Genomic DNA, 20,904 nt, shown 5'->3' on the forward strand with positions numbered 1-20,904 from the left:
GGACGGCGTCGAACGCTGGCGGGCCGGCCACGATTCGTCGGAAGAATCGCATCGGGCTGCGCCGTAAAAGGTTGTCGGCGGGCAACAAACGTAATCGTCTGTAAATCCTGCAAGCAAACGGCCGTTTTGGCGGGCGTCGCACGTGTTCCGTTTGCTAGGATCGCGCCTCTTCCATCCGCGCTCCTGCCGCCTTGAATCGCTTCGTGCCGCTTCTCCGAGACGCGTGGCTCCGTTGCCGTGCCCGCGTCGTACCGTTCGCCGCCGCCTGCGGCGCGCGCTTCCGCGCGCTGGGCGCCGGCGCGCTGCATCGCCTGCGTCATCCGACGCGCCGCGGCGTCGCGCTGACGCTCGCCGCGATCCCGGTGCTGGGCCTGCTGGTGCTGCTCGCGTTCGTCCCGTTCACGCCGAGCATCGGCGACATCCGCAAGGCGCGCATCGACCGCCCCGCGCGCGTGCTGTCGGCCGACGGCCAGTTGATCGCCGAATTCCGGCCCGTCAACCGCGAATGGGTGCCGCTCAAGCAGATCTCGCCGCACATGGTCGACGCGCTGATCGCGACCGAGGACCACCGCTTCTACACGCATCACGGCATCGACTTGCGCCGCACGATCGCAGCCGGGCTGCACACATTCTCGGGCGACCGCCAGGGCGGGTCGACGATCACGCAGCAGCTCGCGCGCAACCTGTATCCGGATGAGGTCGGCCGCGCGCCGACGCTCACGCGCAAGGTGAAGGAGCTGATCACCGCGTTCAAGATCGAGTCGGTGTACAGCAAGGACGAGATTCTCGAGACCTACCTGAATACCGTGCCGTTCCTGTACAACGCGTACGGCGTCGAAATGGCCGCGCGCACCTACTTCGGCAAGTCGGCCGACCAGCTCGACATCGTCGAAAGCGCGACGCTCGTCGGGATGCTGAAGGGCAACAGCTACTACAACCCGGTGCTGAACCCGGAGCGCGCGGTGCAGCGACGCAACATCGTGCTCGACCGGATGGCGCAGATGCACATGCTGACGCCGCAGCAGCTCGCGAAACTGCAACGCCAGCCGCTGCGCGTCGACTTCGAGCCGCAGTCCGGGCAGCCCGGTCTCGCCCCGCACTTCGCGGTGCAGTTGCGCAAATGGCTGATCGCGTGGGCCGATCGCAACAACTTCGACCTCTACTCGGACGGCCTCGTCGTGCGCACGACGCTCGACGCGCGGCTGCAGGACATGGCGACGCAGGCGCTGACGCGGCAGACCGAACGGCTGCAGGCGATCGCCGACGGCGCATGGCGCGGCCCGTCCGGCTGCGGGCTGCGCAACGACCTGTTCCGCGGCTTCATCCGCCAGACGCCCGACTATCGGCAGGCGCGCGACACGGGGCTGACCGACGTCGCGGCGCTGAAGCGGCTCGGCGCCAATCGCGATTTCGTGCGCGCGCTGTGCGAGCGCAAGACGCAGGTGCAGGCCGGCTTCGTCGCGATCGATCCGCGCAACGGCGCGATCCGCGCGTGGGTCGGCAGCCCCGATTTCGGCAGCGAGCCGTTCGATCACGTGTCGCAGGCGCGGCGCCAGCCCGGCTCGACCTTCAAGCCGTTCGTCTATGGCGCCGCGTTCGCGGACGGCATGCGGCCGGGCGATACGTTCGTCGACCGCCCGGTGGCGATTCCGATCGACGGGCGCGCGGTCTGGCGCCCGACCGATGCCGAGCCGCCGACCGATGAGCCGATGACGCTGCGCGATGCGCTCGCGCTGTCGCGCAACCGCATCACCGCGCAGGTGATGCAGCACGAGGGCGCCGCGAAGGTCGCGCAGCTCGCCCGCGCGATGGGCGTGCGCGAGAGCCCGCTCGACGCGGTGCCGTCGCTGGCGCTCGGCACGAGCCCCGTCACGCTGAAGGAGATGGTGTCCGCGTACGGCACGATCGCGAACCGCGGCGTCTACGTCGCGCCGCAGATGATCACGCGCATCGAGGATCGCGACGGCAAGGTGCTCGCCGCCTTCGGCAGCGCGCCGCCCGAACGTGCGTTGCCTGAGCCCGCCGCGCAGACGCTGGTCGACGTGATGCGCGACGTCGTCGATCGCGGCACCGGCGCCGACATCCGTTCGCGCTACGGAATTCGGGTCGACGTCGCCGGCAAGACGGGCACGACGCAGGACAACGCGGACGGCTGGTTCATCCTGATGCATCCGCAGCTCGTGGCCGGTGCGTGGGTCGGCTTCGACGACGGCAGCGTGACGCTGCGCAGCGACTACTGGGGCGCGGGCGCGCACAGCGCGCTGCCGATCGTCGGCACGTTCTACGATGCGGCGCTGCGCGCGCGGGCGATCGATCCGCACGCGCAGTTCTCGCCGGACTTCCGGCCGCGCAGCGCGCCGGCGCCGCGGCGGCGCACGCCGCATCCGGGCCTGTTCGACTGGCTGAGGTTCTTCCGCTGACCGGAGTGCCGGCGCGCCACGCCGGCATCCACGACAACGGCTCGGCCTATCGAAGCGTCGTCGTCGCTTGCCCGTCCGCGTACAGCCATACCGGCACGCCGTCGTCGCGCAACGCGGCGACCGGCTCGCCCAGGCTCCAGCGCTGCGCGAGCGCGACACGGCGGACGAACCACGGCATCAGCGTCGCGTGTCCGGCGCCGGCGGCGCGATCGTCGTCGAACAGCGCATCGTCGCCGATCCGCGTGTAACGCGCCGGATGCAGCACGGTGCCGTCCGCGCGAAGCACCGTCGCACGCACGTCGTTGCCGCCCTCATCCTCCACACTGGCCAGCCAGCCGTGATCGGCGCCCCAGAACAGGCCGGCCACGTCGTCGTAGCGCCCCTGCATGACCGTCGCGCCCGTCTCGAGATCGCAGATCGCGAGTTGCACCGGCTCGCCCGGCAGGACACCGATCGCGTAACGCGTGAACAGCTCGCCCGGCACGGCTTCGTCATCGGGCAACCACGGCAGCGCCCCCATGTTGACGAAGTCGAACGGCGTCAGCACGCGGCCCTGCCCGTCGACGATCGCGCAACGCCCGTCGTCGCGCCGCACGATATGGCGGATCGCGCCGAGCTCGGTCAGCATGTCCGTCCGTTCGTCGTCGGTCAGCCTGGCGACTTCCGCGTAATGCGGCTCGACGACGACGCGGCCTTTCGCATCGACGAGGCCGACGTGACCGTTGCGCCGCGCGACGAAGGCGCCGCATTCGGACGACCATTCGAGCGCGTCCCACTCGGGCTGCGCGCGCCATTGCCCGTCGCGCCCGATCAGCCCCCACCGTTCGCCTTCGGATACCGCCGCGACGGTGCCGCTCTCGAACTCGTGCGCATCGTCGAATCGAGGCGGAATCGCCCACGCCCCGTGCGTGTCGACGAAGCCCCAGCGGCCGTCCAGGCTCGCGGATGCGACTCCGCCCGTGAAATCGCCGAAATCGTCGAGCGACGGTTCGAGCGCCCACGTGCCGTCCGTGCGCACGAGCCCGAACCGCTCGTCGACGCGCACGCAGGCGACGTCGCCGCTGAAATCCCACACGGCGTCGAATGACGGCTCGCGCACGATCCGCATCTCGTCGCCGTCACGGTCGATATCGCCATCGGCGAACAGCAGGCCGACCTTCCCGTCGCGCGCGGCCCACAGCAGCCGGTCGTCACGCGCGCCGCTCGTCCACAGGTTCGTCCACTCGGGCGGCACGATCACGTGCCACGCATCGTGGGTTTCACGTCGCACGCCCCACAGCCCGTTGCGTGCGCGAAAGCTGAACGTGCCGTAGCCGAGCCGGTTGCCGTGCACTTCGCCGGCATCGAACATCTCGGCAAACGTCACGCCGCGCGGCGGCTCCTGGCGAACGAAATAGTGATGCGACACGCCGCCGAACCCGAAGCCCCACGCCCAGTCGCGCGGCGACTCGATCTCGAGCGCATCGCGCACGCCGCGCACGTCGCGGAAATCCATGCAGTTCGCGACTTGCCACCACAGGCGCGTGCAGGTATCGCGTTCCTCGTCGATGTAGTCGTTCGGATCGCCGCCGTCGAGCCACGACAACTCGTCGAGATTCGCGGAAAACCGCGGTGCGCCGTGCGCATCGCCGAGCGCATCGATCGATTCGCCGAGATGACGCACGACCGCATCGAACTGGCGCGCGAGCGCCGGATCGTCGCCGGGCAGCGAATACGCGGCGACGAACGACGCGAGCCGGCTGAGTCGCGCTAGCGCCGCACGCGCGTCGCTGGTGAGATTCGGCGTGCCCGCATCGCCGAATACGCGCTGATCGGTGATCGCGTCGCCCGCACCGCCGTCGGCGAGCAGGACGCGCCACAGCAGCGGAAAGTGATTGTTGGATTCCGCGAACTCGATCGTCCGCGCGTCATCTCCATCACCGGCCTGGAGATAGAGCCATGCTCGATTGCCCATTGGAAGGGTTGCCCTCGTCTTTATTGTTGCTGTTGTCGTGTCGGCGCTCATTATAGGAGCGCACGATGACGAAGGCGGTTGCCGATGCGGCGCCCCGCGCCGGGAATCGCCGGACGGTTGAAGCACCGGCCGGCTTACAACGCAGCCGCGCTCAGCCCGCCGCGAGCGTGGCCGCCAGCACGTCGAACTCCGGCGCCCACGCCGCACGCCATGCAGCTTTCGTCGTGTCGTCCACCCACGCGCCGTCGATCCCGTTCAGCATGAACTGCTTCAGCTCGGCCACGGTGAAGCCGAAATGGCTGAACATCAGCTCCCACGCCTCCGACGGGTTGACCTTGTGCAGCGTCGGATCGTCGGTGTTCGGATGGATCTTCAGCCCGAGGCCCGGCATCTTGCGCATCGGGTGCCGTTCCGCCCATTGCTCCGGCGGCAGCGTGCGCAGGTAGTACGAATTCGTCGGGACGACGGTGAACACGATCCCGCGTTCCGCATAGCGGGCGCACAGCTCCGGGTTGTCGACGATCGTATAACCATGATCGACGCGATCGACCTGCAACAGATCGACGGCCGTCTCGACGTTGCGCCACGGCATCCCGAACTCGCCCGCGTGCGCGGTCGTGCGAAAGCCCGCCGCACGTGCATTGCGGTAAGCCTTCCAGAACAGCTCCGGCGGCCGGTCGTTCTCGCGATAATCGATCCCGAGCCCCGCGACTTCGTCCGCGCGGTTCGCCTTCATCCATTCGACGATCGCCACCGCTTCGTCGGGATCCTGCTCGCGGTCGATGCTCGGAATCAGGCGCGCGCCGATCCCGAAGTCGCGCGCGGCGTCGCGAATACCCGTCACGATCGCGGCCTGCGCATCCGCATACGCGATACCCGACACATGCACCGTACCCGTCGGATTCCAGAAGAACTCCGCATGCCGCACGTTGTACGCGGCGGCATCCTCCAGATACTCGTAGGCGATCCGCCGCAGGTCGTCGGGCCGCGTGAGCAGATATTGGTCGAGCGCGCGCAGCACGTGCAGCACGCCGACCGGCTTCTCGCCGCGCGCATAGAACGCGTCGATTTCCGCGCGCTCGATCGGCGCGCCGCTGCGCTCCGCGAGTGCGACGAACGTGTCGTGCCTCACCGCGCCGAGCAGGTGGCAATGCAGCTCGACCTTCGGCATCGCGTGGAAGAAGGCCCGATGGGCCGGCGTGATCTCGATGCCCGTGCGCGCGGCCGGGACGTTGCCTGGTGTTCCCTTCATTGCAGTCTCTTTCTTGGTAGTACCGATGCGTCGCGAATGCCGTCTCTCAGTTCGGCTTCACGACGGTCCAGAAGTAATAGCCGAGCGGCAGCGCGAGCACGACGAGCCCCCACGACACGTCGCGCCAGCGGCCCGCCAGCAGCTTGACGAGCACGTAGCACAGCAGGCCGCCCGCGATGCCGGTGCCGAAGCTGTTCGACATCAGCGTGAGCAGCACCATCGACATCACGGGCAATGCATCGGTGAAGTCGTCGAAGTGCGTATGGCGGATCGTCGCGAACATCGACAGCCCGATGAGGATCAGCGCCGGCGCGGTCGCCTCTTTCGGGATCGCGAGCGCGACCGGCACGAACAGCAGCATCGCGGCGAACAGCACGGCCGCGGCCAGCGACGACAGCCCGCTGCGGCCGCCGGCCTCGACGCCCGCCGCCGATTCGATCAGCGCGGTCAGCGCGGGAATGCCGAACACGGGCCCAAGCGTCGCCGCGAGCGAATCGACGAGGAACGGCCGGTTGATGTTCGGCAGGTTGCCCTGTTCGTCGAGCAGGTTCGCCTTCGCACCGACCGCGAGCGCGGTGCCGAGCGTCGAGAAGAATTCCGCCGCGAAGAACGCGAACAGGTACGGCGCGGCCGCGAGGCTCAACGCGCTGCCGATGTCGAGCTTGAACGCGATCGGCGCGATGCTGTGCGGCAGCGACACGAACGACGCGGGCAGGTGCGTGACGCCGAGCGGCACGCCGGCCGCGGCAGCGACGAGGATCGCGATCAGGATCGCGCCGGGCACCTTGCGCGCCTGCAGCACGATCGCGACCGCGAGGCCGATCAGTGCGACGAGCGCGCCCGGCCGCGAGAAGTCGCCGAGCGCGAACGCGTTGGTCTTCGCGTTCGCGACGACCATCCCCGCGTTGCGCAGCCCGAGCATCGTGACGAACAGGCCGATCGACGCGCCGAGCCCGAGCTTGATCTGCACGGGAATCTGCCGAACCACGACGCCGCGCGCGCCGAGGATCGTCAGCAGGAAGAACAGCACGCCCGATACGCAGGCGATGCCGAGGCCCGTCTGCCAGCCGACGTGTTCCGTCGTCGCGAGCGTCACGCCGATGATCACCGAGCCGCCGATGCCGGGGCCGACGAGGAACGGCAGGTTCGCGTAGAGCCCCATCAGCGTGGTGAACAGCACGAACACGATGATCGTCGCGGTCGTCGCCGCGCCGCGCTCCATCCCACCCGTCGCGAGCAGCGACGGGATCACGACGAGCAGGTACGCGGCCGCGAGAAACGACGTGACGCCCGCGATCGCCTCCGTGCGCACGCTCGTGCCGCGCGCGGCAAGCGCGAAGCGGCGTTCGAGCCAGCTGGCCGGCGCGCGCGCCGGCATCGTGTCAGTCGCTGACATGGTGGTTCTCCTGTGATTCCGAATATTGTCCTGTGCCGATTCACGCAGCGCGGTCTTATACTGCCGCGTACCGCATCCCGACCGTTATTGCCCGATGTCGTCCGACCGCTCGTCGCTGCTGCCCGCGCTCACGCTGCGGCAGGTCCAGCACTTCGTCGTGCTCGCCCACGCACGCAGCTTCACGCAGGCCGCGCAGGCGCTGTCGCTCACGCAGCCCGCGCTCACCGCGTCGATCCGCCAGATCGAGTTCCTGCTCGGCGGGCGCCTGTTCGCGCGCTCCGCGCACCGGCTCACGCTCACCTCCGCGGGCGAAGCCGTGCTGCCGCTCGCCGAACGCCTGCTCAACCAGGCGCGCGGCACCTTCGACGACATGACGCGGCTCATCGGCGAACGCATCCAGACCGTGCGCATCGCGTTCATCCCGTCGGTCGCGGGCCGCCTGCTGCCCGCGCTCAATGCACTGCGCGACGCGCACCCGACGCTGCGCTTCACCCTCACCGACCTGCCGAACAGCGCGCTCGTCGAAGCCGTGCGCGACAGCGTCGCGGATCTCGGCATCGGCGTGCGCGAACCGGACAGCGACGACGGCACGCTGCGCTACCGGCAGCTTTTCGAGGACGAGATCGTGATCGTCGTGCGGCATGACGATCCGCTCGCCCGCGCGAAGAGCGTCACGTGGGCCAGGCTCGTCGATCGCGAGCTCGCGGTGTTCGTGCGCGGCAGCGTCAGCGAATCGCTCCATCGCACCGGCGGCGCCGAGAAGCTGCGCCTGAACGTCACGTACCGGATGGAATACACCGAGCCGCTCTACGCGCTTGCGCGCAACGGCCTCGCCACCGCCGTGCTGCCGAGCCTCTACACGATGCATCTGCACGATCCCGAACTCGTCGCGCTGCGCGTCGACAAGCCGCGCGTCACGCGTGCGATCTCGCTGATCTCGCTCGCCGGCGACGATCGCGGCCCGCACGTGCGTACGTGCCGCGAGTGGATTGCGAAGCACATCTGATTACCTTCAGGGCAGCTTCGCGATGCGCTCGACGAGCGCTGCGTAGAAGCGGTCCGCGTCGACCTCGTTGATCCACGTCGCGTTCGCCGTACGGCCGCTGCGTCCGCTCCAGTCGACGACGGTCTCGCCGAGCGTCCACTGCCCGGTCGTCTCGACCATCACGTTCACCTTGCGCCCGCCGAACAGCGTCGGATCGACGAGATAGCCGACCGCGGTCGGGTCGTACATCGGCGCGTCTTCGACACCGCGCCGCTTCTTGTTGTACGCGAGCTCGGCATCCATGATGTCCGCGACGATCGCGCCGCAGCGGTTGCCGAGCGCGCGGAACGGCGCGACGCGCGCCGGCGTGATCGGCGCTTTCACGGCGACATCGCGCGGCAGCACGACGATCGGCACGCCGCTGCCGAATACGACTTCGGCCGCCTGCGGATCGACGTAGATGTTGAATTCGGCAGCCGGCGTGATGTTGCCGCGCTCGAAGAACGCGCCGCCCATCAGCACGATTTCGCGCAACGCGCCGCGAATCTGCGGCGCTTCGACCAACGCGGTCGCGAGGTTCGTCAGCGGGCCCAGCGCGCACAGCGTCACGCTACCCGGCGCTGCACGGCTCAGCGCATCGACGAGATACGACACCGCGTGACCGGCGGCAAGCGGCGCCCGCGGCTCATGCAGTTCGACGCCTTCGAGCCCCGTCTTGCCGTGCACGTTCGCGGCCGTCACGAGGTCTCGAACGAGCGGACGCGGGCAGCCTGCGTAGACGGGCAGCGTCTTCGTGCGGCCGGCCCAGTCGCGGATGATCCGCGCATTGCGTTCGGTCAGGTCGAGCGGCACGTTGCCCGCGACGGCGGTCAACGCGCGCACGTCGAGCCGGTCCTGCGCGCCCAGCGCGAACAGGATCGCGATGGCGTCGTCCTGCCCCGGGTCGGTATCGATGATCACCGTGCGGCGCGCGGCCTCGCCGCCGGCTGCGAATGCGCCCGTTTCGGGCAGCAGCGCGGTGCCGGCCAGCGCGGCGGACAGTTTCAGGAAGGTGCGGCGGGATGCGATCGGATGGGTCATGGTCGTGCGCTCAGAAAACGTGCCGGACGCCGAGCGTCGCCATCATCTGGCGCGTGCCGGTCGACCGGGCGTACGCGAAGATCTGCGCATGGTCGGCGTCGCCGGCCGCCTGCTGCGCGATCACCGTCAGCGCGACATCGGTGCGTTTCGACAGGAAGTAATCGGCCTGCAGGTTCACCTGGTGCCATTTCGGCCGCTTGTCGATCACGTCGTACTTGCCGTTCGTGAACGCATACGCGGCGCCGAGGAAGAGCTGCGGCGTCATCGTGTAGACGACGTTCACGCCGAGGTTCTGCAGGTGCAGGTGCGTGTTGTCGAGGTAATCGTAGCGCACGTCGGTAAACATCGCCGCGAACTGCGCGCGGCCGATCGTGTAGAAGCCGCCCGTGCCCGCGATCCGCTGCCGGCTCGCGTAGGCCGCGGGCGACATCGCGCTCTTGCTGAAGATCAGCAGCGGCGACGCATAGTCGTTCGCGATCGCGCCGTCCTGGTTCGTCGCGCTGTATGGATGGTTGTACTGCGCGTAGACCGCGCTCCAGCGCAGCGGGCCCTGCTCGTAGCCGAGCCCGAAGCTGTATGCACTGTTGTTCGCGAAGCCGGTCGCGTTGCTGAAGCCATACAGTGCGGTGAATTTCAGGCCGTAGTAGACGGGGCTCACGTACTTCACCGAGTTCTGCACGCGGATGTCGTTGTAGCCGTTGTCGTTGTCGCCGATGTTCACGCCGTTGCTCGCGATGATCACCGGCCCGATGTAGTCGTGGATCGCGTCGTACTGGCGGCCGAACGTCAGCGAGCCGTAGGTGCGGTCGGCGAGGCCGACATAGGCCATCCGACCGAACTCGCGGCCGTTCTGCGCGGCCGTGCCCGTCATCACGTTGAAGCCGTTCTCCAGCTGGAAGATCGCGGACAGCCCCTGCCCGAGATCCTCCTTGCCCTTCAGCCCCCAGCGCGGGTTCTGGTTCGTGCCGGACAACGCCTGCCAGGCGTTCTTGCCGCCCTGGTTGGTCGCGAACCCGACACCAGCCGAAATGAGACCGTACAGCGTGATGCTGCTTTGCGCACAGGCATGCGTCGCGAAGGCGCCGAGCATCGCGAGCGGAGCGAGCTTGTAGAGAGTTTTCATCGGGTCGTGTGATCGGTGGTGGTCCAGGCGCGGCAGGGTTCCGCGAAACTGGCCTCGACTATACGAACCCGGATCGGATAATAAAAGTTTGCTTTTATTATGGTTCAATAAAACGGATTTATTCTCATCCAGATCGCTCCCATGCCCGACGCACCGGCCGTCAGTCCGCCGTGTCGCCACCCTTCGGCAGCTTCGACCACGCCTTGCGCCCCGGCAACGGCGACCACGCCGGCCGCGTCTTGCGTGCGCTGTCGATCACGACCAGGTAGCGGCCCGCGATCGGTGTGATGTCGCGATCGCGACGCAGCACCCACAGCGACTTGCCCGCTTCGACGCGCGCCTGGTAATCGTCGTCGAGCAGGCCGTGCTGGTCGAAAAACGTGTTCAGCGACGCGGGAATGCGCACGCACCCTTTCGAGTGCCGGATGCCCAGCAGCGATTCGAGGCGATCGGGGTCGGTCGCATGCATCTGGAAGCGCATCTGCGATACACCGCCCTTGCCCCAGCCGCGCTCGCCGTCCACCCAGCCGAAGTCGTAGATGCGCATGTCGCGGTGCCCGTAGCCGCGAATGCCGTTCTCGTTCGTCGTGCCTTCCGCGCGGAAATCCATGTTGTCCGGCGAGTGGTGGAACACACCGAGCGGCGTCAGGAAATGGTCGTACTTGCCCGGCAGCCCGGTGCCGACCGGCGATGCACCGATCATCAGCCATGCGTTGGCTGGCGTCGCGCGGAAATAGATGAAGAGCGCCTGGACGTTCGGTGCGCGGTCGACCATCGCGACGTATTCGCCGGCCAGGTTGCCGAGGTCCGCATCGGTAAGCGCCTTCTGGAGCCGCTCGCCGTACGCGCGCTGTTCGCTCGCGGGTACGGTCAGGCGCCGCGTGACTTCCTGCGTGAAGCGCTTGCGCATGTCGATCGCTCGCGCCGTCGCATTTTTCGCCTCTTCGGCGGACAGGGGCGGATGCTGGCGCGGCGGTGTCGGTGCGGGGGCTTCGGCCTCGCTGGCGGGCGTGGCGGAAGCGGCTGATGCAGGTGCGACAGCGGAAGCTGCGGAGGCTGCGGATGTGCCCGATGCACTCGATGCGCCCGATGCTGGGCTGGCAGGCTCCGGATGCGTGTGCGATGCGGCAGGCGCGGGCTGGGCCGCCGACGCGGGATGCGCTCGAGAAGCTGCCGATGCGGGTGATTCGACTGATGAGGATGAAGTAGCGACGGGCGACGATGCGTCGGACGCCGCAAACGCAGACCGCTCGACCAGCACGGAGATCGGCAGTGTCGCAGCAAGCCAGATACATGCAGCGGCGGCACGGGAAAGACAACGCGGTTTCGCAAATCGCCGCGTGAAGCTGGAAGGCATCATATGTTCGAAGCCATCGGCCGATCCGGCCGCCGCATGCTGCTGTTGCGAGCGGCGCATCTTCCGCGCGAGCCATCGACACGTCCGGCGCATCGAGTGCGCCCGGCGCCGACGCCTCTTCGCGGCGGAGCCGGGCGCTGTTGCAACGCGGTCGGTCCGATGGCGGCTAATGAGTCGTCAGGCCCTTCATTTTACGCGTCCGTACAGGAATCGGCAGGGCGGAAAGTCGTGGTTTTGCGCTTCGTCACGCTTTGTTTCAACTCGTTTCCGCTCGCGTTTTCATTGCGTGGCAGGCTTGCTGGTTGGGCGTTCGAGATCGATTCAGATTGCGGTGTGTTTCGCCAGGGCACGACTGCATCTTCAAATCGATTCGGATACCGGATCATTCGAGATATGCGGCACACGCCGTACGCGCGACGCAATCGCCATAGCATCGCACGCATGCCGCCTGAACGGCGCGACACGCGTGCGCGACCACCGATTACTTCGAGATGGATTCGAGCGCGATGCCCTTAGTGCGCGGCCCCATGAATCCGATCGCGGCCATTACGATCACCATCGCGCCCGCAATGAACGCGAATACACCGAACGTACCGAAGCCCTTCAACACGGCCGCGATCACGAATGACGAGAAGATCGCCGAGAAGCGGCTCCACGAATAGACGAAGCCGACCGCCCGTGCGCGGATCGACGTCGGGAACAGCTCGGCCTGATACGCGTGGAAGCTGTACGACATGATGTTGCTCGCGAGCGTGAGGCCGATGCCGAGCACGATCAGGAATGCGCCCACCGTCGTCTGGCTGAACAGCAGCCCGCAAACGACGATCGCCGCCGCCATCGCGACGATCACCGACTTGCGCTCGAAGCGGTCGGCGATCACGAGGCCGATCAGCGGGCCGATCGGCGCGGCGAGCGCGATCACGCTCGAATACATCAGGCTCGACGTGATCGTGATGCCCTGCTTGATCAGCAGCGTCGGCACCCAGTTCGCGAAGCCGTAGAAGCCGACCGTCTGGAACACGTTGAAGATCGTCATCATGATCGTGCGGCTGCGATACGGCTGCACCCACATGTCGCGGAAGCTGCCGCGCGGCGGTACGGGCTCGGCGGGCGCGGGCGGCGGCAGCGGCCGCCCGAATTCGGCTTCGACCTTCGCCTCGAGCGTGCGCATAATGCGATCGGCTTCTTCGACCCGCCCCTGCTGCGCGAGCCAGCGCGGGCTTTCCGGCAGTTCGCGGCGAATCCACCACACGAAGAGCGCGCCGTGTGCACCGATCAGCACGACCCAGCGCCAGCCGTCGAGGCCGAACGGGGCATGCGGCACGAGCAGGTACGCGAGGAACGCGACCACCGGCACCGCGACGAACCCGACCGCCTGCTCGCACGCGAATGCGCGGCCGCGGATCTGCTTCGGGACGAGCTCGGAGATGTACGTGCCGATCGTCACCATCTCGACGCCGAGGCCGAGACCGACGACGAAGCGCCAGAAGTTCAGCCCGGCCGCGGTGTCCTGGAATGCCATCACGACGTTGGCGGCCGTGTACCACAGCAGCGACCACGTGAAGATCGCGCGGCGGCCGAAGCGGTCGGCGAGGAAGCCGCACGCGATCGTGCCGATGAAGAGCCCGGAGAACAGCGCGGCGATGAAGCTCGCGACGCCCGTGGTGCCGAACAGGCCGTGCGTCGTCGCCGACAGGATCCCGCTTTTCACGAGGCCGGGGGCGACGTAGCCGCTATAGAGCAGGTCGTAGAGCTCGAAGAAGAAGCCGAGGCTCAGCAGGATGACAAGCTTCCAGACGGTGCGGGTTGGCGGCAGGCGGTCGAGACGGGCCGAGATGGAGCCGGGGTCGACGGGTGAGGATTGGGCAGATGCCTGCGAAAGGCTGTCCGTTGAGGCCATCGTGGGCGCGTCTCCTGATCGTGTCGTGTTGTTGTCCGGCGGCCGGCGAGCCGCCGTCGGGCGAATCGGTGCATTGTACCGGCGCGTCCGTCCGGCGCGCGCACACGGCCCCGATATCCGGAACGCGACGACGGGCCGGCCACGCACCGGCCCGGAACCGCTTCGGACACCCCATTTTTGCGCCAGATAATGTGTAACTTGCGTAACCGTCTGTCGGGTACTGAAAACGCGCCAGAACCGCAATCTGTCGCCATGCTGCGGCGGCGCCGGCCCCACCGCCCGGGCCTGGTGCGCCGTTTCGGGCGGGCACGCAGCGCCGGAATCGCCACAAACGGGGTACGCAATCGGGACAACCACGCGTTCCACACCCCGGTAACATGCTACCGGGCCAACCACCGGCTTCCGGGCGCCTTTCGGCGACCTGAATTGTCGGCAAATCGTAAGCATTCCATGTCCATACAACGACTATCCACCTACGCTCGCCGGATCGCCCTGATCGCGTTGCTGCAGTTCGCGGCAATCGCGACTGCGTCGGCGTTTCCGGCGGCCGCGTCGGCCCCGAACGCGAGCGGCGTCGGCGCGCCCGTCCCGGCCATCTCGCTGAACGACGCCGTCGCGCAGCTCAAGCAGATGCAGGCCGAACTCGACCGCATCAAGCAGCAGACCTCGAACGCGTCCAACAGCAAGGAGCTGGACGGGCTCAGCGACTCGACGCAGGAGCTGAGCACCGATGTCGAGAAGCTGCAGAGCGACCTCGTTCCTCAGCGTGCGCAGATCCAGGGGCAGCTCGACGTGCTCGGCCCCCCGCCTGCCGAGGGTGCCGCCCCGGAAACGCCTGCCGTCGCGAAGCAGCGGGCCACGCTGAACGCGCGCAAGACGCAGATCGATGCAGCGCTGAAGCAGGCCGCCGACCAGAAGGCCAGCCTCACGAACCTGAACGAGCAGTTCGCGAAGCTGCATCGCGGCCTGCTGAAGAACCAGCTCGCGTTCCGTTCGGGCGGCATTTTCAGCGCGCAGTTCTGGCTGCCGCTGTTCCATCTTTCACCGGACGACGCCCAGCGGCTCGGGGATTTCGACGAGGAAATGCTCGACATGCTGCGCTCGTCGTGGGTGCCCGGGCAAAAGGCGATCACGGTGCTGCTGCTGGTTGCCGCATTCGCGGCATGGATCGGCGGCCGCCGGCTCATCGAGCGCGGGCTCGCGTGGTTCTGCGTGAACCGCCTGCCGGCCACCCGTTTGCGCCGCAGCGCGCTGGCGTTGTCGACCGCGCTGGCGACGCTGCTGGCAACCGCCATCGCCGTCCAGATCTTTTACCTCGCCGTCGCGCGCCATTACGACCTCACGCCGGCGCTGAACGATCTGTGGGACCAGTTCGCGAAGCTCGCCGCAACCTGTGCCCTGATCGCCGGGCTCGGCCGTGCGCTGCTGTGCACGAAGCATCCGTCGTGGCGCCTGCCCGCACTCGCCGATCCGGTCGCGCTCGCGATGAAGCCGTTTCCCGGCATCCTGGCCGCACTGCTGCTGGTGTCCGGCACGCTCGAATCGATCAACCGGATCGTCGACACCAGCCTGTCGGTCACGCTGTTCGGCCGCGGGATCGTATCGCTCGTCGTCGCGGTGACGGTCGGTGCGTCGCTGCTGCGCTCGAACCGCGCGCGCAGCGCGCTCGCGGCCGCCGGCGAAGCGCCCGAGCAGCGCTCGACGCTCGCCGGGCTGATCCATGCCGCCGTCACGCTCGCCATCATCGCGACCCTGATCGCACTCCTGATCGGCTACATCACGGTCGCGCGCTTCATCACCTATGAGCTCGTGTGGTTCGAGATCGTGCTGGGCGCCACCTACATCCTGATCCAGCTGACGCGCGACGCGAGCGAAAGCCTGTTCTCGTCGAGCCTGACGACGGGCCAGCAGATCAAGCACCTGTTCGCACTCGAGGATCGTCACCTCGACCAGGCCCGCACGGTCCTGTCCGGCTTCGGCACGAGCCTGCTGATGCTGATCGCGGCCATCGCGCTGCTGACGGGCGGCTTCGGCACGACGCCGGGCGACCTGATGGACAGTGCAGTCGCGATGATCGGCAGCCAGCGGCTGCAGAGCCTGAACATCATGCCCGACCGGATCATGAACGCCGTGATCGGGTTCGCGATCGGCTTCTACCTGCTGCGCTCGCTGCGCCGCTGGCTCGACAGCGAGTTCATGCCCGCGCTCGGCATGGATACCGGGATGCGCGTGTCGCTGATCACGCTGTTCACCAACGTCGGCTACGTGCTGCTCGTGCTGATGACGCTCGGGCTGCTCGGCGTCCGGTGGAACAACCTCGCGTGGATCGTCAGTGCGTTGTCGGTAGGTATCGGTTTCGGCCTGCAGGAGATCGTGAAGAACTTCGTGTCGGGGTTGATCCTGCTGACCGAGCGCCCGGTGAAGGTGGGCGACATGATCAGCATCGCGGGCGTCGAAGGCGACATTCGCCGCATCAACGTGCGCGCGACCGAGATCCAGCTCAGCGACCGCTCGACCGTGATCGTGCCGAACTCGCAATTGATCTCGCAGAACCTGCGCAACGTGACGATGGGCAACAGCACGCAAGGCGTCGCGACGCTGGTGCTGACGTTCCCGCTGAACACCGATCCCGAGCAGGTGCGCGACCTGCTGCTCGACGCCTATCGTTCGCATGCGGCGATTCTCGAGAAGCCGGCGCCGTCGGTCACGTTCAGCCAGCTCACGCCGGACGGCATCACGCTGAGCGTGACGGGCTACGTGTCGAGCCCGCGGATCGCCGGTTCGACGAAGAGCGATTTGCTGTTCGAGATCCTGAAGCAGTTGCGCGCGGCAGGAATCACGCTGTCGAGCCCGCAGATGCTGGTCGTGCAGAACATGCCGGCGGCGGAGCAGTGATGCACGTTCCGCGCCGCGCGCATTCACGCTAGGCGAGCTGTCCGCAGGCGGTGCGAAGGTTCGCGATATCGTCCCGCTCGCCTGCGGTTGGTTTGCCGGTATTTGGCCGGATGCCAATCAACCTGACGCATTCGTCAATGGCGGCAAGGGAATCTCGCCCTGCTCCAGGACGGCGATGGTCTTGCGAAGAAAGGCCAGCGGCTGATCGGTTCTCGTGCCGTACAAATCGACGATCCCGACTTCGACGACGGCTTCGACCAACGTCATGAATCTTTGCAACTCGCCCTCCGGCAGTGCCGATTCGATTCCTGCCGGAACGGGATCGCCTCTGCCGTTGAGTTCGAGCAAAGCTCCGCTGCACTCCCACTCGGGCAAGCTTCCGGCGACAGCGATGGAATCGAGATGAGCGAGAAGCGCGTCGATGGCCGCGTGCGAAAACCCGTTTGCGTCGCAATAGCGACGCAAACACGAAGACGCATAGACTTGCATCCCGACCGGCGACAACATCGCCAGCCTCTCGAGAAGCTCTTTTCCGTTCACGATCTCGGTACCATCAACCGGGGCCGGCTGATCCGTTTTGCCCGAGAAAGAGTCTGTCGACGTGTCGCCCATACGCGTTCCCGGCCGGTCATCGATTAATCACCCGCGCCAATCGCCCCAATCGACGCCTACGCACACGATACCGTATTCCCAGCTCCAAACATAAAGAGCCGGCACCGCAACGCGGCAGCCGGCCCTTTCTCCCTCTACGCAGCGCCCTCCCGGGCGCTCCGCATCAAACGTCGAACTTCACGCCCTGCGCCAGCGGCAGCTGACGGCTGTAGTTGATCGTGTTCGTCGCGCGGCGCATGTAGGCCTTCCACGCATCCGAACCCGACTCGCGGCCGCCGCCCGTTTCCTTCTCGCCGCCGAACGCGCCGCCGATCTCCGCGCCGCTCGTGCCGATGTTCACGTTGACGATCCCGCAGTCGCTGCCCGCTGCCGACATGAACTGCTCGGCCTCGCGCATGTCGTTCGTGAAGATCGCCGACGACAGGCCTTGCGGCACCGCGTTGTGCAGTTCGATGGCGTCGTCGAAGTTGTCGTAGACCATCACGTACAGGATCGGTGCGAACGTCTCGCGCTCGACCACCGCCGATTGCTTCGGCATCCGCACGATGGCCGGACGCACGTAGTACGCATCCGCGTGGCCGACGTCGACGCGCTCGCCGCCCTTCACTTCACCGCCCTGCTCGCGTGCATCGCCCAGCGCCTTCTGCATCGCGTCGAACGACGCGCGATCGACCAGCGGGCCGACCAGCGTGCCTTCTTCAAGCGGGTTGCCGACCTTCACCGACGTGTAGGCCTTCTCGATGCGCGGCAGCAGCTGGTCGACCAGGCTGCGATGCACGATCAGGCGGCGCAGCGTCGTGCAGCGCTGGCCGGCCGTGCCGACCGCCGCGAACGTGACGGCGCGCACCACGAGATCCAGATCGGCGCTCGGCGCGACGATCATCCCGTTGTTGCCGCCGAGTTCGAGGATGCCGCGCGCGAGACGCTGGCTCAGCACCTTCGCGACTTCCTGGCCCATCCGCACGCTGCCCGTCGCGCTGACCACCGGCACCTTCTTCGACGCCGTCAGCACCTCGCCGACATCGCGCATGCCGAGCACCAGCTGGCTCAGTTCCGCCGGCGCGACGCCCGGGTGGGTCTTCTCGAATTCGCGGATCGCCTTCTGCAGCAGCACGTGGCATGCGATCGCGGTGAGCGGCGTCTTCTCGGACGGCTTCCACACGACCGAATCGCCGCACACGAATGCGAGCGCCGCATTCCACGCCCACACCGCGACCGGGAAGTTGAACGCCGAGATCACACCGCACACGCCGATCGGGTGCCACGTTTCCATCATCCGGTGGCCCGGGCGCTCGGAGGCGATCGTGAGGCCGTAAAGCTGGCGCGACAGACCGACCGCGAAATCGCAGATGTCGATCATTTCCTGCACTTCGCCGAGGCCTTCCGACGTGATCTTGCCGGCTTCGAGCGTGACGAGACGGCCGAGCTCGGCCTTGTGCTCGCGCAGCACGTTGCCGAACACGCGCACGAGTTCGCCGCGCACCGGCGCCGGCACCGTGCGCCACTTGAGGAATGCGTCGTGCGCGGCGTCGATCTTGCGCTCGGCGTCGGCGGGCGTGTCGACGGCCAGCGTCGCGAGCGTCGCGCCGTCGAGCGGCGAACGCGCGGTCAGCGCATTGCCTTTCCACTGGGCGAGATCGATATCGAGCGCGGCAAGAATGTCGTTGAATTGCATCACTTCCTCTTCAGGGACAGATTGATCGGTGCGGCGGCAACGCCGCCCGCGTGATTCGATTGGAGCGCGTTCGCGCGCCCTGTGCAAGCGGATGCGCCGCGCGGCAGGCCCGGTGCGCCGTGCGGCGCATCGCGCTGCGCCGCCGCCGGAAGCCCGCCGGACGGCGCGCTCCCGCCTCGCAGGGCACGATCCATGAAACACATTGTCGGTGGCCACAAGTCGGGCCGCTATTGATATTAACTCACGACTTCATTCCGAAAACGCAACACCCGGGCGGGATGACACAGTGCGTTTCGTCGCGGATATGGGACTTGTCCAAGGCCCGTGACCAAGCCATTCGCCACGTCGTGACGGGGAACAAGTTGATGACAAACCCGCATCACCCTGTTCGGAAATATCGTTTGCCGCCCGCGCACGGGGCACACACAATCGTTGCGACGTCGAGGTGCAACGCACCCGGCGCGCCGCCGGCCGCCATCACGGCTGTCGGACGACAGACGAAGGCGCACGCATCGCGGCCCGGTTCATCCGGTCCGTTTCAGCACCGCATCACCGCTGCCCGGCCCGCGGCCGGCAACGCGTCGCGCTTCGTCACCGAAAAACAATCCCGGAGACAGTGCCCAGCGCCCGCCATGCATTCAGATGCCCGCCCCGATTCGCCCCGCCCCTCCGGCTCGCCGCCGGCGAAGCCGTCCCTCCACCGTGCACTGCAGGCACGCCATCTGCGGATGATCGCGATCGGCGGCTCGATCGGCACGGGCCTGTTCGTCGCATCCGGCGCGTCGATCTCGCAGGCCGGCCCCGGCGGCGCAATGCTCGCGTACATGGTGATCGGCCTGATGGTCTATTTCCTGATGACGAGCCTCGGCGAGATGGCCGCGTTCATGCCCGTGTCGGGCTCGTTCGCGACCTACGGCGCGAAGTTCGTCGATGAAGGCTTCGGCTTCGCACTCGGCTGGAACTACTGGTACAGCTGGGCCGTGACATTGGCCGTCGAGCTCGTCGCCGGACAACTCGTGATGAACTACTGGTTCCCGCATGTGCCGGGCGTCTGGTGGAGCGCGCTGTTCCTCACGCTGATCTTCGCGCTCAACGCGCTGTCGGTGCGCGGCTTCGGGGAAGCCGAATACTGGTTCGCGCTGATCAAGGTGCTGACGGTGCTCGCGTTCGTCGGCGTCGGGCTGATGATGATCTTCGGGATCATGCAGGGCGGCCCGAGCGCGGGCTGGAGCAACTTCACGATCGGCGACGCGCCGTTCGCCGGCGGCTGGGCGACGATGCTCGGCGTCGCGATGATCGCGGGCTTCTCGTTCCAGGGCACCGAAATGATCGGCGTCGCGGCCGGCGAATCGGAAAATCCGCGCACGACGATTCCGCGCGCGGTGAGCCAGATCTTCTGGCGCATCCTGCTGTTCTACGTGCTGGCGATCTTCGTGATCGGCGTGCTGATTCCCTATACCGACCCGAGCCTGCTGAAGAGCGACGTGACCGACATCGGCGTGAGCCCGTTCACGCTCGTGTTCCGCCACGCGGGCCTCGCGTTCGCGGCCGGCGTGATGAACGCGGTGATCCTGACGGCCGTGCTGTCGGCCGGCAACTCGGGCATGTATGCGTCCACGCGGATGCTCTACAACCTCGCCGTCGAAGGCCGTGCGCCCAGGATCTTCGCGAAGCTGTCGCGCGGCGGCGTGCCGCGCAACGCGCTGTACGCGACGACGGCCGTCGGCGCCTTGTGCTTCCTCACGTCGCTGTACGGCGACAAGACCGTGTACCTGTGGCTGCTGAACACGTCGGGCATGGCCGGCTTCATCACGTGGCTCGGCATCGCGGTCAGCCACTACCGCTTCCGCAAGGGCTTCCTGAAGCAGGGCTACCGGCTCGACCAGCTGCCGTACCGGTCGAAGTGGTTCCCGTTCGGCCCGCTGTTCGCGTTCGCGCTATGCGCGGTTATCGCGCTCGGCCAGGATTACCAGGCGTTCCTCTCCGACAAGATCGACTGGGTCGGCGTCGCCGCGACCTACATCGGCCTGCCGTTCTTCCTCGCGATCTGGCTCGGCTACGCGATCGTGCGCAAATGCCGCCTCGTGCGCTACGAAGACATGGAGATCGCACCATGGATCGAACGCAACGCGACGCCCGAACCCGCCGCCCAAGCTGAACCCGGCTACGCGGGCTACGTCGCCCGCCCGGCCAACCCGACGCCGGGCGCCTGATCGCGCGGCTCGGCCCGGATCACCCCGGACCGCGCCGGCCGC

General features: G+C 67.4%; 13 protein-coding genes. 4 read left to right on the forward strand and 9 right to left on the reverse strand.

Annotated features, from left to right (window positions below):
* Positions 1 to 191: 191 nt before the first annotated feature.
* Complete coding sequence (locus tag C5O79_RS34560) at positions 192 to 2,420, forward strand: transglycosylase domain-containing protein (RefSeq protein ID WP_122476820.1); 2,229 nt, start codon at positions 192 to 194, stop codon at positions 2,418 to 2,420.
* 46 nt (positions 2,421 to 2,466) lie between these two features.
* Here C5O79_RS34560 and C5O79_RS34565 read toward each other — a convergent pair whose 3' ends face one another.
* The 3 genes from C5O79_RS34565 to C5O79_RS34575 form a co-directional block, all read right to left on the reverse strand.
* Positions 2,467 to 4,374, reverse strand: coding sequence for a WG repeat-containing protein (locus C5O79_RS34565; RefSeq protein WP_122476823.1), 1,908 nt, complete (start codon positions 4,372 to 4,374; stop codon positions 2,467 to 2,469).
* Between the two features lie 151 nt (positions 4,375 to 4,525).
* Positions 4,526 to 5,626, reverse strand: coding sequence for an adenosine deaminase (add, locus tag C5O79_RS34570; RefSeq protein ID WP_122476825.1), 1,101 nt, complete (start codon positions 5,624 to 5,626; stop codon positions 4,526 to 4,528).
* A gap of 46 nt (positions 5,627 to 5,672) precedes the next feature.
* Positions 5,673 to 7,022 (reverse strand): NCS2 family permease, encoded by a 1,350-nt coding sequence (locus C5O79_RS34575; RefSeq protein WP_131932163.1) that lies wholly within the window; start codon positions 7,020 to 7,022, stop codon positions 5,673 to 5,675.
* Positions 7,023 to 7,116: 94 nt separating this feature from the next.
* On the opposite strand from C5O79_RS34575, the gene C5O79_RS34580 reads away from it, so the two are divergent.
* The gene (locus tag C5O79_RS34580) at positions 7,117 to 8,028 is read left to right on the forward strand and encodes a LysR family transcriptional regulator (RefSeq protein ID WP_071331953.1); all 912 of its coding nucleotides are present in this window, start codon (positions 7,117 to 7,119) and stop codon (positions 8,026 to 8,028) included.
* A 6-nt stretch (positions 8,029 to 8,034) separates the two neighbouring features.
* Here the strand turns inward: C5O79_RS34580 and C5O79_RS34585 are convergent, their stop codons facing one another.
* The 4 genes from C5O79_RS34585 to C5O79_RS34605 all read right to left on the reverse strand — a co-directional run bounded on the left by C5O79_RS34585 (position 8,035) and on the right by C5O79_RS34605 (position 13,467).
* Complete coding sequence (locus C5O79_RS34585; RefSeq protein ID WP_046549749.1) at positions 8,035 to 9,087, reverse strand: nucleoside hydrolase; 1,053 nt, start codon at positions 9,085 to 9,087, stop codon at positions 8,035 to 8,037.
* A 10-nt stretch (positions 9,088 to 9,097) separates the two neighbouring features.
* Positions 9,098 to 10,210 (reverse strand): porin, encoded by a 1,113-nt coding sequence (locus tag C5O79_RS34590; RefSeq protein ID WP_047849456.1) that lies wholly within the window; start codon positions 10,208 to 10,210, stop codon positions 9,098 to 9,100.
* Positions 10,211 to 10,370: 160 nt separating this feature from the next.
* Complete coding sequence (locus C5O79_RS34595) at positions 10,371 to 11,660, reverse strand: hypothetical protein (protein WP_122476831.1); 1,290 nt, start codon at positions 11,658 to 11,660, stop codon at positions 10,371 to 10,373.
* Positions 11,661 to 12,048: 388 nt separating this feature from the next.
* Entirely contained in the window at positions 12,049 to 13,467 is a 1,419-nt protein-coding gene (locus C5O79_RS34605) for an MFS transporter (RefSeq protein ID WP_122476837.1), read from the reverse strand.
* 450 nt (positions 13,468 to 13,917) lie between these two features.
* Between C5O79_RS34605 and C5O79_RS34610 the strand changes: the two genes are divergently transcribed.
* Positions 13,918 to 16,362, forward strand: coding sequence for a DUF3772 domain-containing protein (locus C5O79_RS34610; RefSeq protein WP_039339686.1), 2,445 nt, complete (start codon positions 13,918 to 13,920; stop codon positions 16,360 to 16,362).
* Between the two features lie 117 nt (positions 16,363 to 16,479).
* On the opposite strand, the gene C5O79_RS34615 is transcribed toward C5O79_RS34610, so the two are convergent.
* Together C5O79_RS34615 and C5O79_RS34620 are read right to left on the reverse strand one after the other, a co-directional pair.
* Positions 16,480 to 16,974 carry a hypothetical protein gene (locus C5O79_RS34615; RefSeq protein WP_082139589.1) on the reverse strand — a complete coding sequence of 165 codons (495 nt, stop codon included), beginning with the start codon at positions 16,972 to 16,974 and terminating at the stop codon, positions 16,480 to 16,482.
* Between the two features lie 163 nt (positions 16,975 to 17,137).
* Positions 17,138 to 18,649 carry an aldehyde dehydrogenase family protein gene (locus tag C5O79_RS34620; RefSeq protein ID WP_039339689.1) on the reverse strand — a complete coding sequence of 504 codons (1,512 nt, stop codon included), beginning with the start codon at positions 18,647 to 18,649 and terminating at the stop codon, positions 17,138 to 17,140.
* 632 nt (positions 18,650 to 19,281) lie between these two features.
* Here C5O79_RS34620 and C5O79_RS34625 point away from each other — a divergent pair.
* Positions 19,282 to 20,862, forward strand: a complete 1,581-nt coding sequence (locus tag C5O79_RS34625) for an amino acid permease (protein ID WP_046549756.1) — start codon at positions 19,282 to 19,284, stop codon at positions 20,860 to 20,862.
* Positions 20,863 to 20,904: the final 42 nt, after the last annotated feature.

This window comes from Burkholderia sp. SRS-25 (assembly GCF_004343765.1).
Taxonomy (GTDB): Bacteria; Pseudomonadota; Gammaproteobacteria; order Burkholderiales; family Burkholderiaceae; genus Burkholderia; species Burkholderia contaminans.

Bases quoted from the DNA above. Each gene is read 5' to 3' on its own strand.
- C5O79_RS34585 (WP_046549749.1), bottom strand. From the start codon at position 9,087: ATGACCCATCCGATCGCATCCCGCCGCACCTTCCTGAAACTGTCCGCC.
- C5O79_RS34625 (WP_046549756.1), top strand. From the start codon at position 19,282: ATGCATTCAGATGCCCGCCCCGATTCGCCCCGCCCCTCCGGCTCGCCG.
- C5O79_RS34615 (WP_082139589.1), bottom strand. From the start codon at position 16,974: ATGGGCGACACGTCGACAGACTCTTTCTCGGGCAAAACGGATCAGCCG.
- C5O79_RS34575 (WP_131932163.1), bottom strand. From the start codon at position 7,022: ATGTCAGCGACTGACACGATGCCGGCGCGCGCGCCGGCCAGCTGGCTC.
- C5O79_RS34580 (WP_071331953.1), top strand. From the start codon at position 7,117: ATGTCGTCCGACCGCTCGTCGCTGCTGCCCGCGCTCACGCTGCGGCAG.
- add (WP_122476825.1), bottom strand. From the start codon at position 5,626: ATGAAGGGAACACCAGGCAACGTCCCGGCCGCGCGCACGGGCATCGAG.
- C5O79_RS34605 (WP_122476837.1), bottom strand. From the start codon at position 13,467: ATGGCCTCAACGGACAGCCTTTCGCAGGCATCTGCCCAATCCTCACCC.
- C5O79_RS34590 (WP_047849456.1), bottom strand. From the start codon at position 10,210: ATGAAAACTCTCTACAAGCTCGCTCCGCTCGCGATGCTCGGCGCCTTC.
- C5O79_RS34610 (WP_039339686.1), top strand. From the start codon at position 13,918: ATGTCCATACAACGACTATCCACCTACGCTCGCCGGATCGCCCTGATC.
- C5O79_RS34565 (WP_122476823.1), bottom strand. From the start codon at position 4,374: ATGGGCAATCGAGCATGGCTCTATCTCCAGGCCGGTGATGGAGATGAC.
- C5O79_RS34595 (WP_122476831.1), bottom strand. From the start codon at position 11,660: ATGCGCCGGACGTGTCGATGGCTCGCGCGGAAGATGCGCCGCTCGCAA.
- C5O79_RS34620 (WP_039339689.1), bottom strand. From the start codon at position 18,649: ATGCAATTCAACGACATTCTTGCCGCGCTCGATATCGATCTCGCCCAG.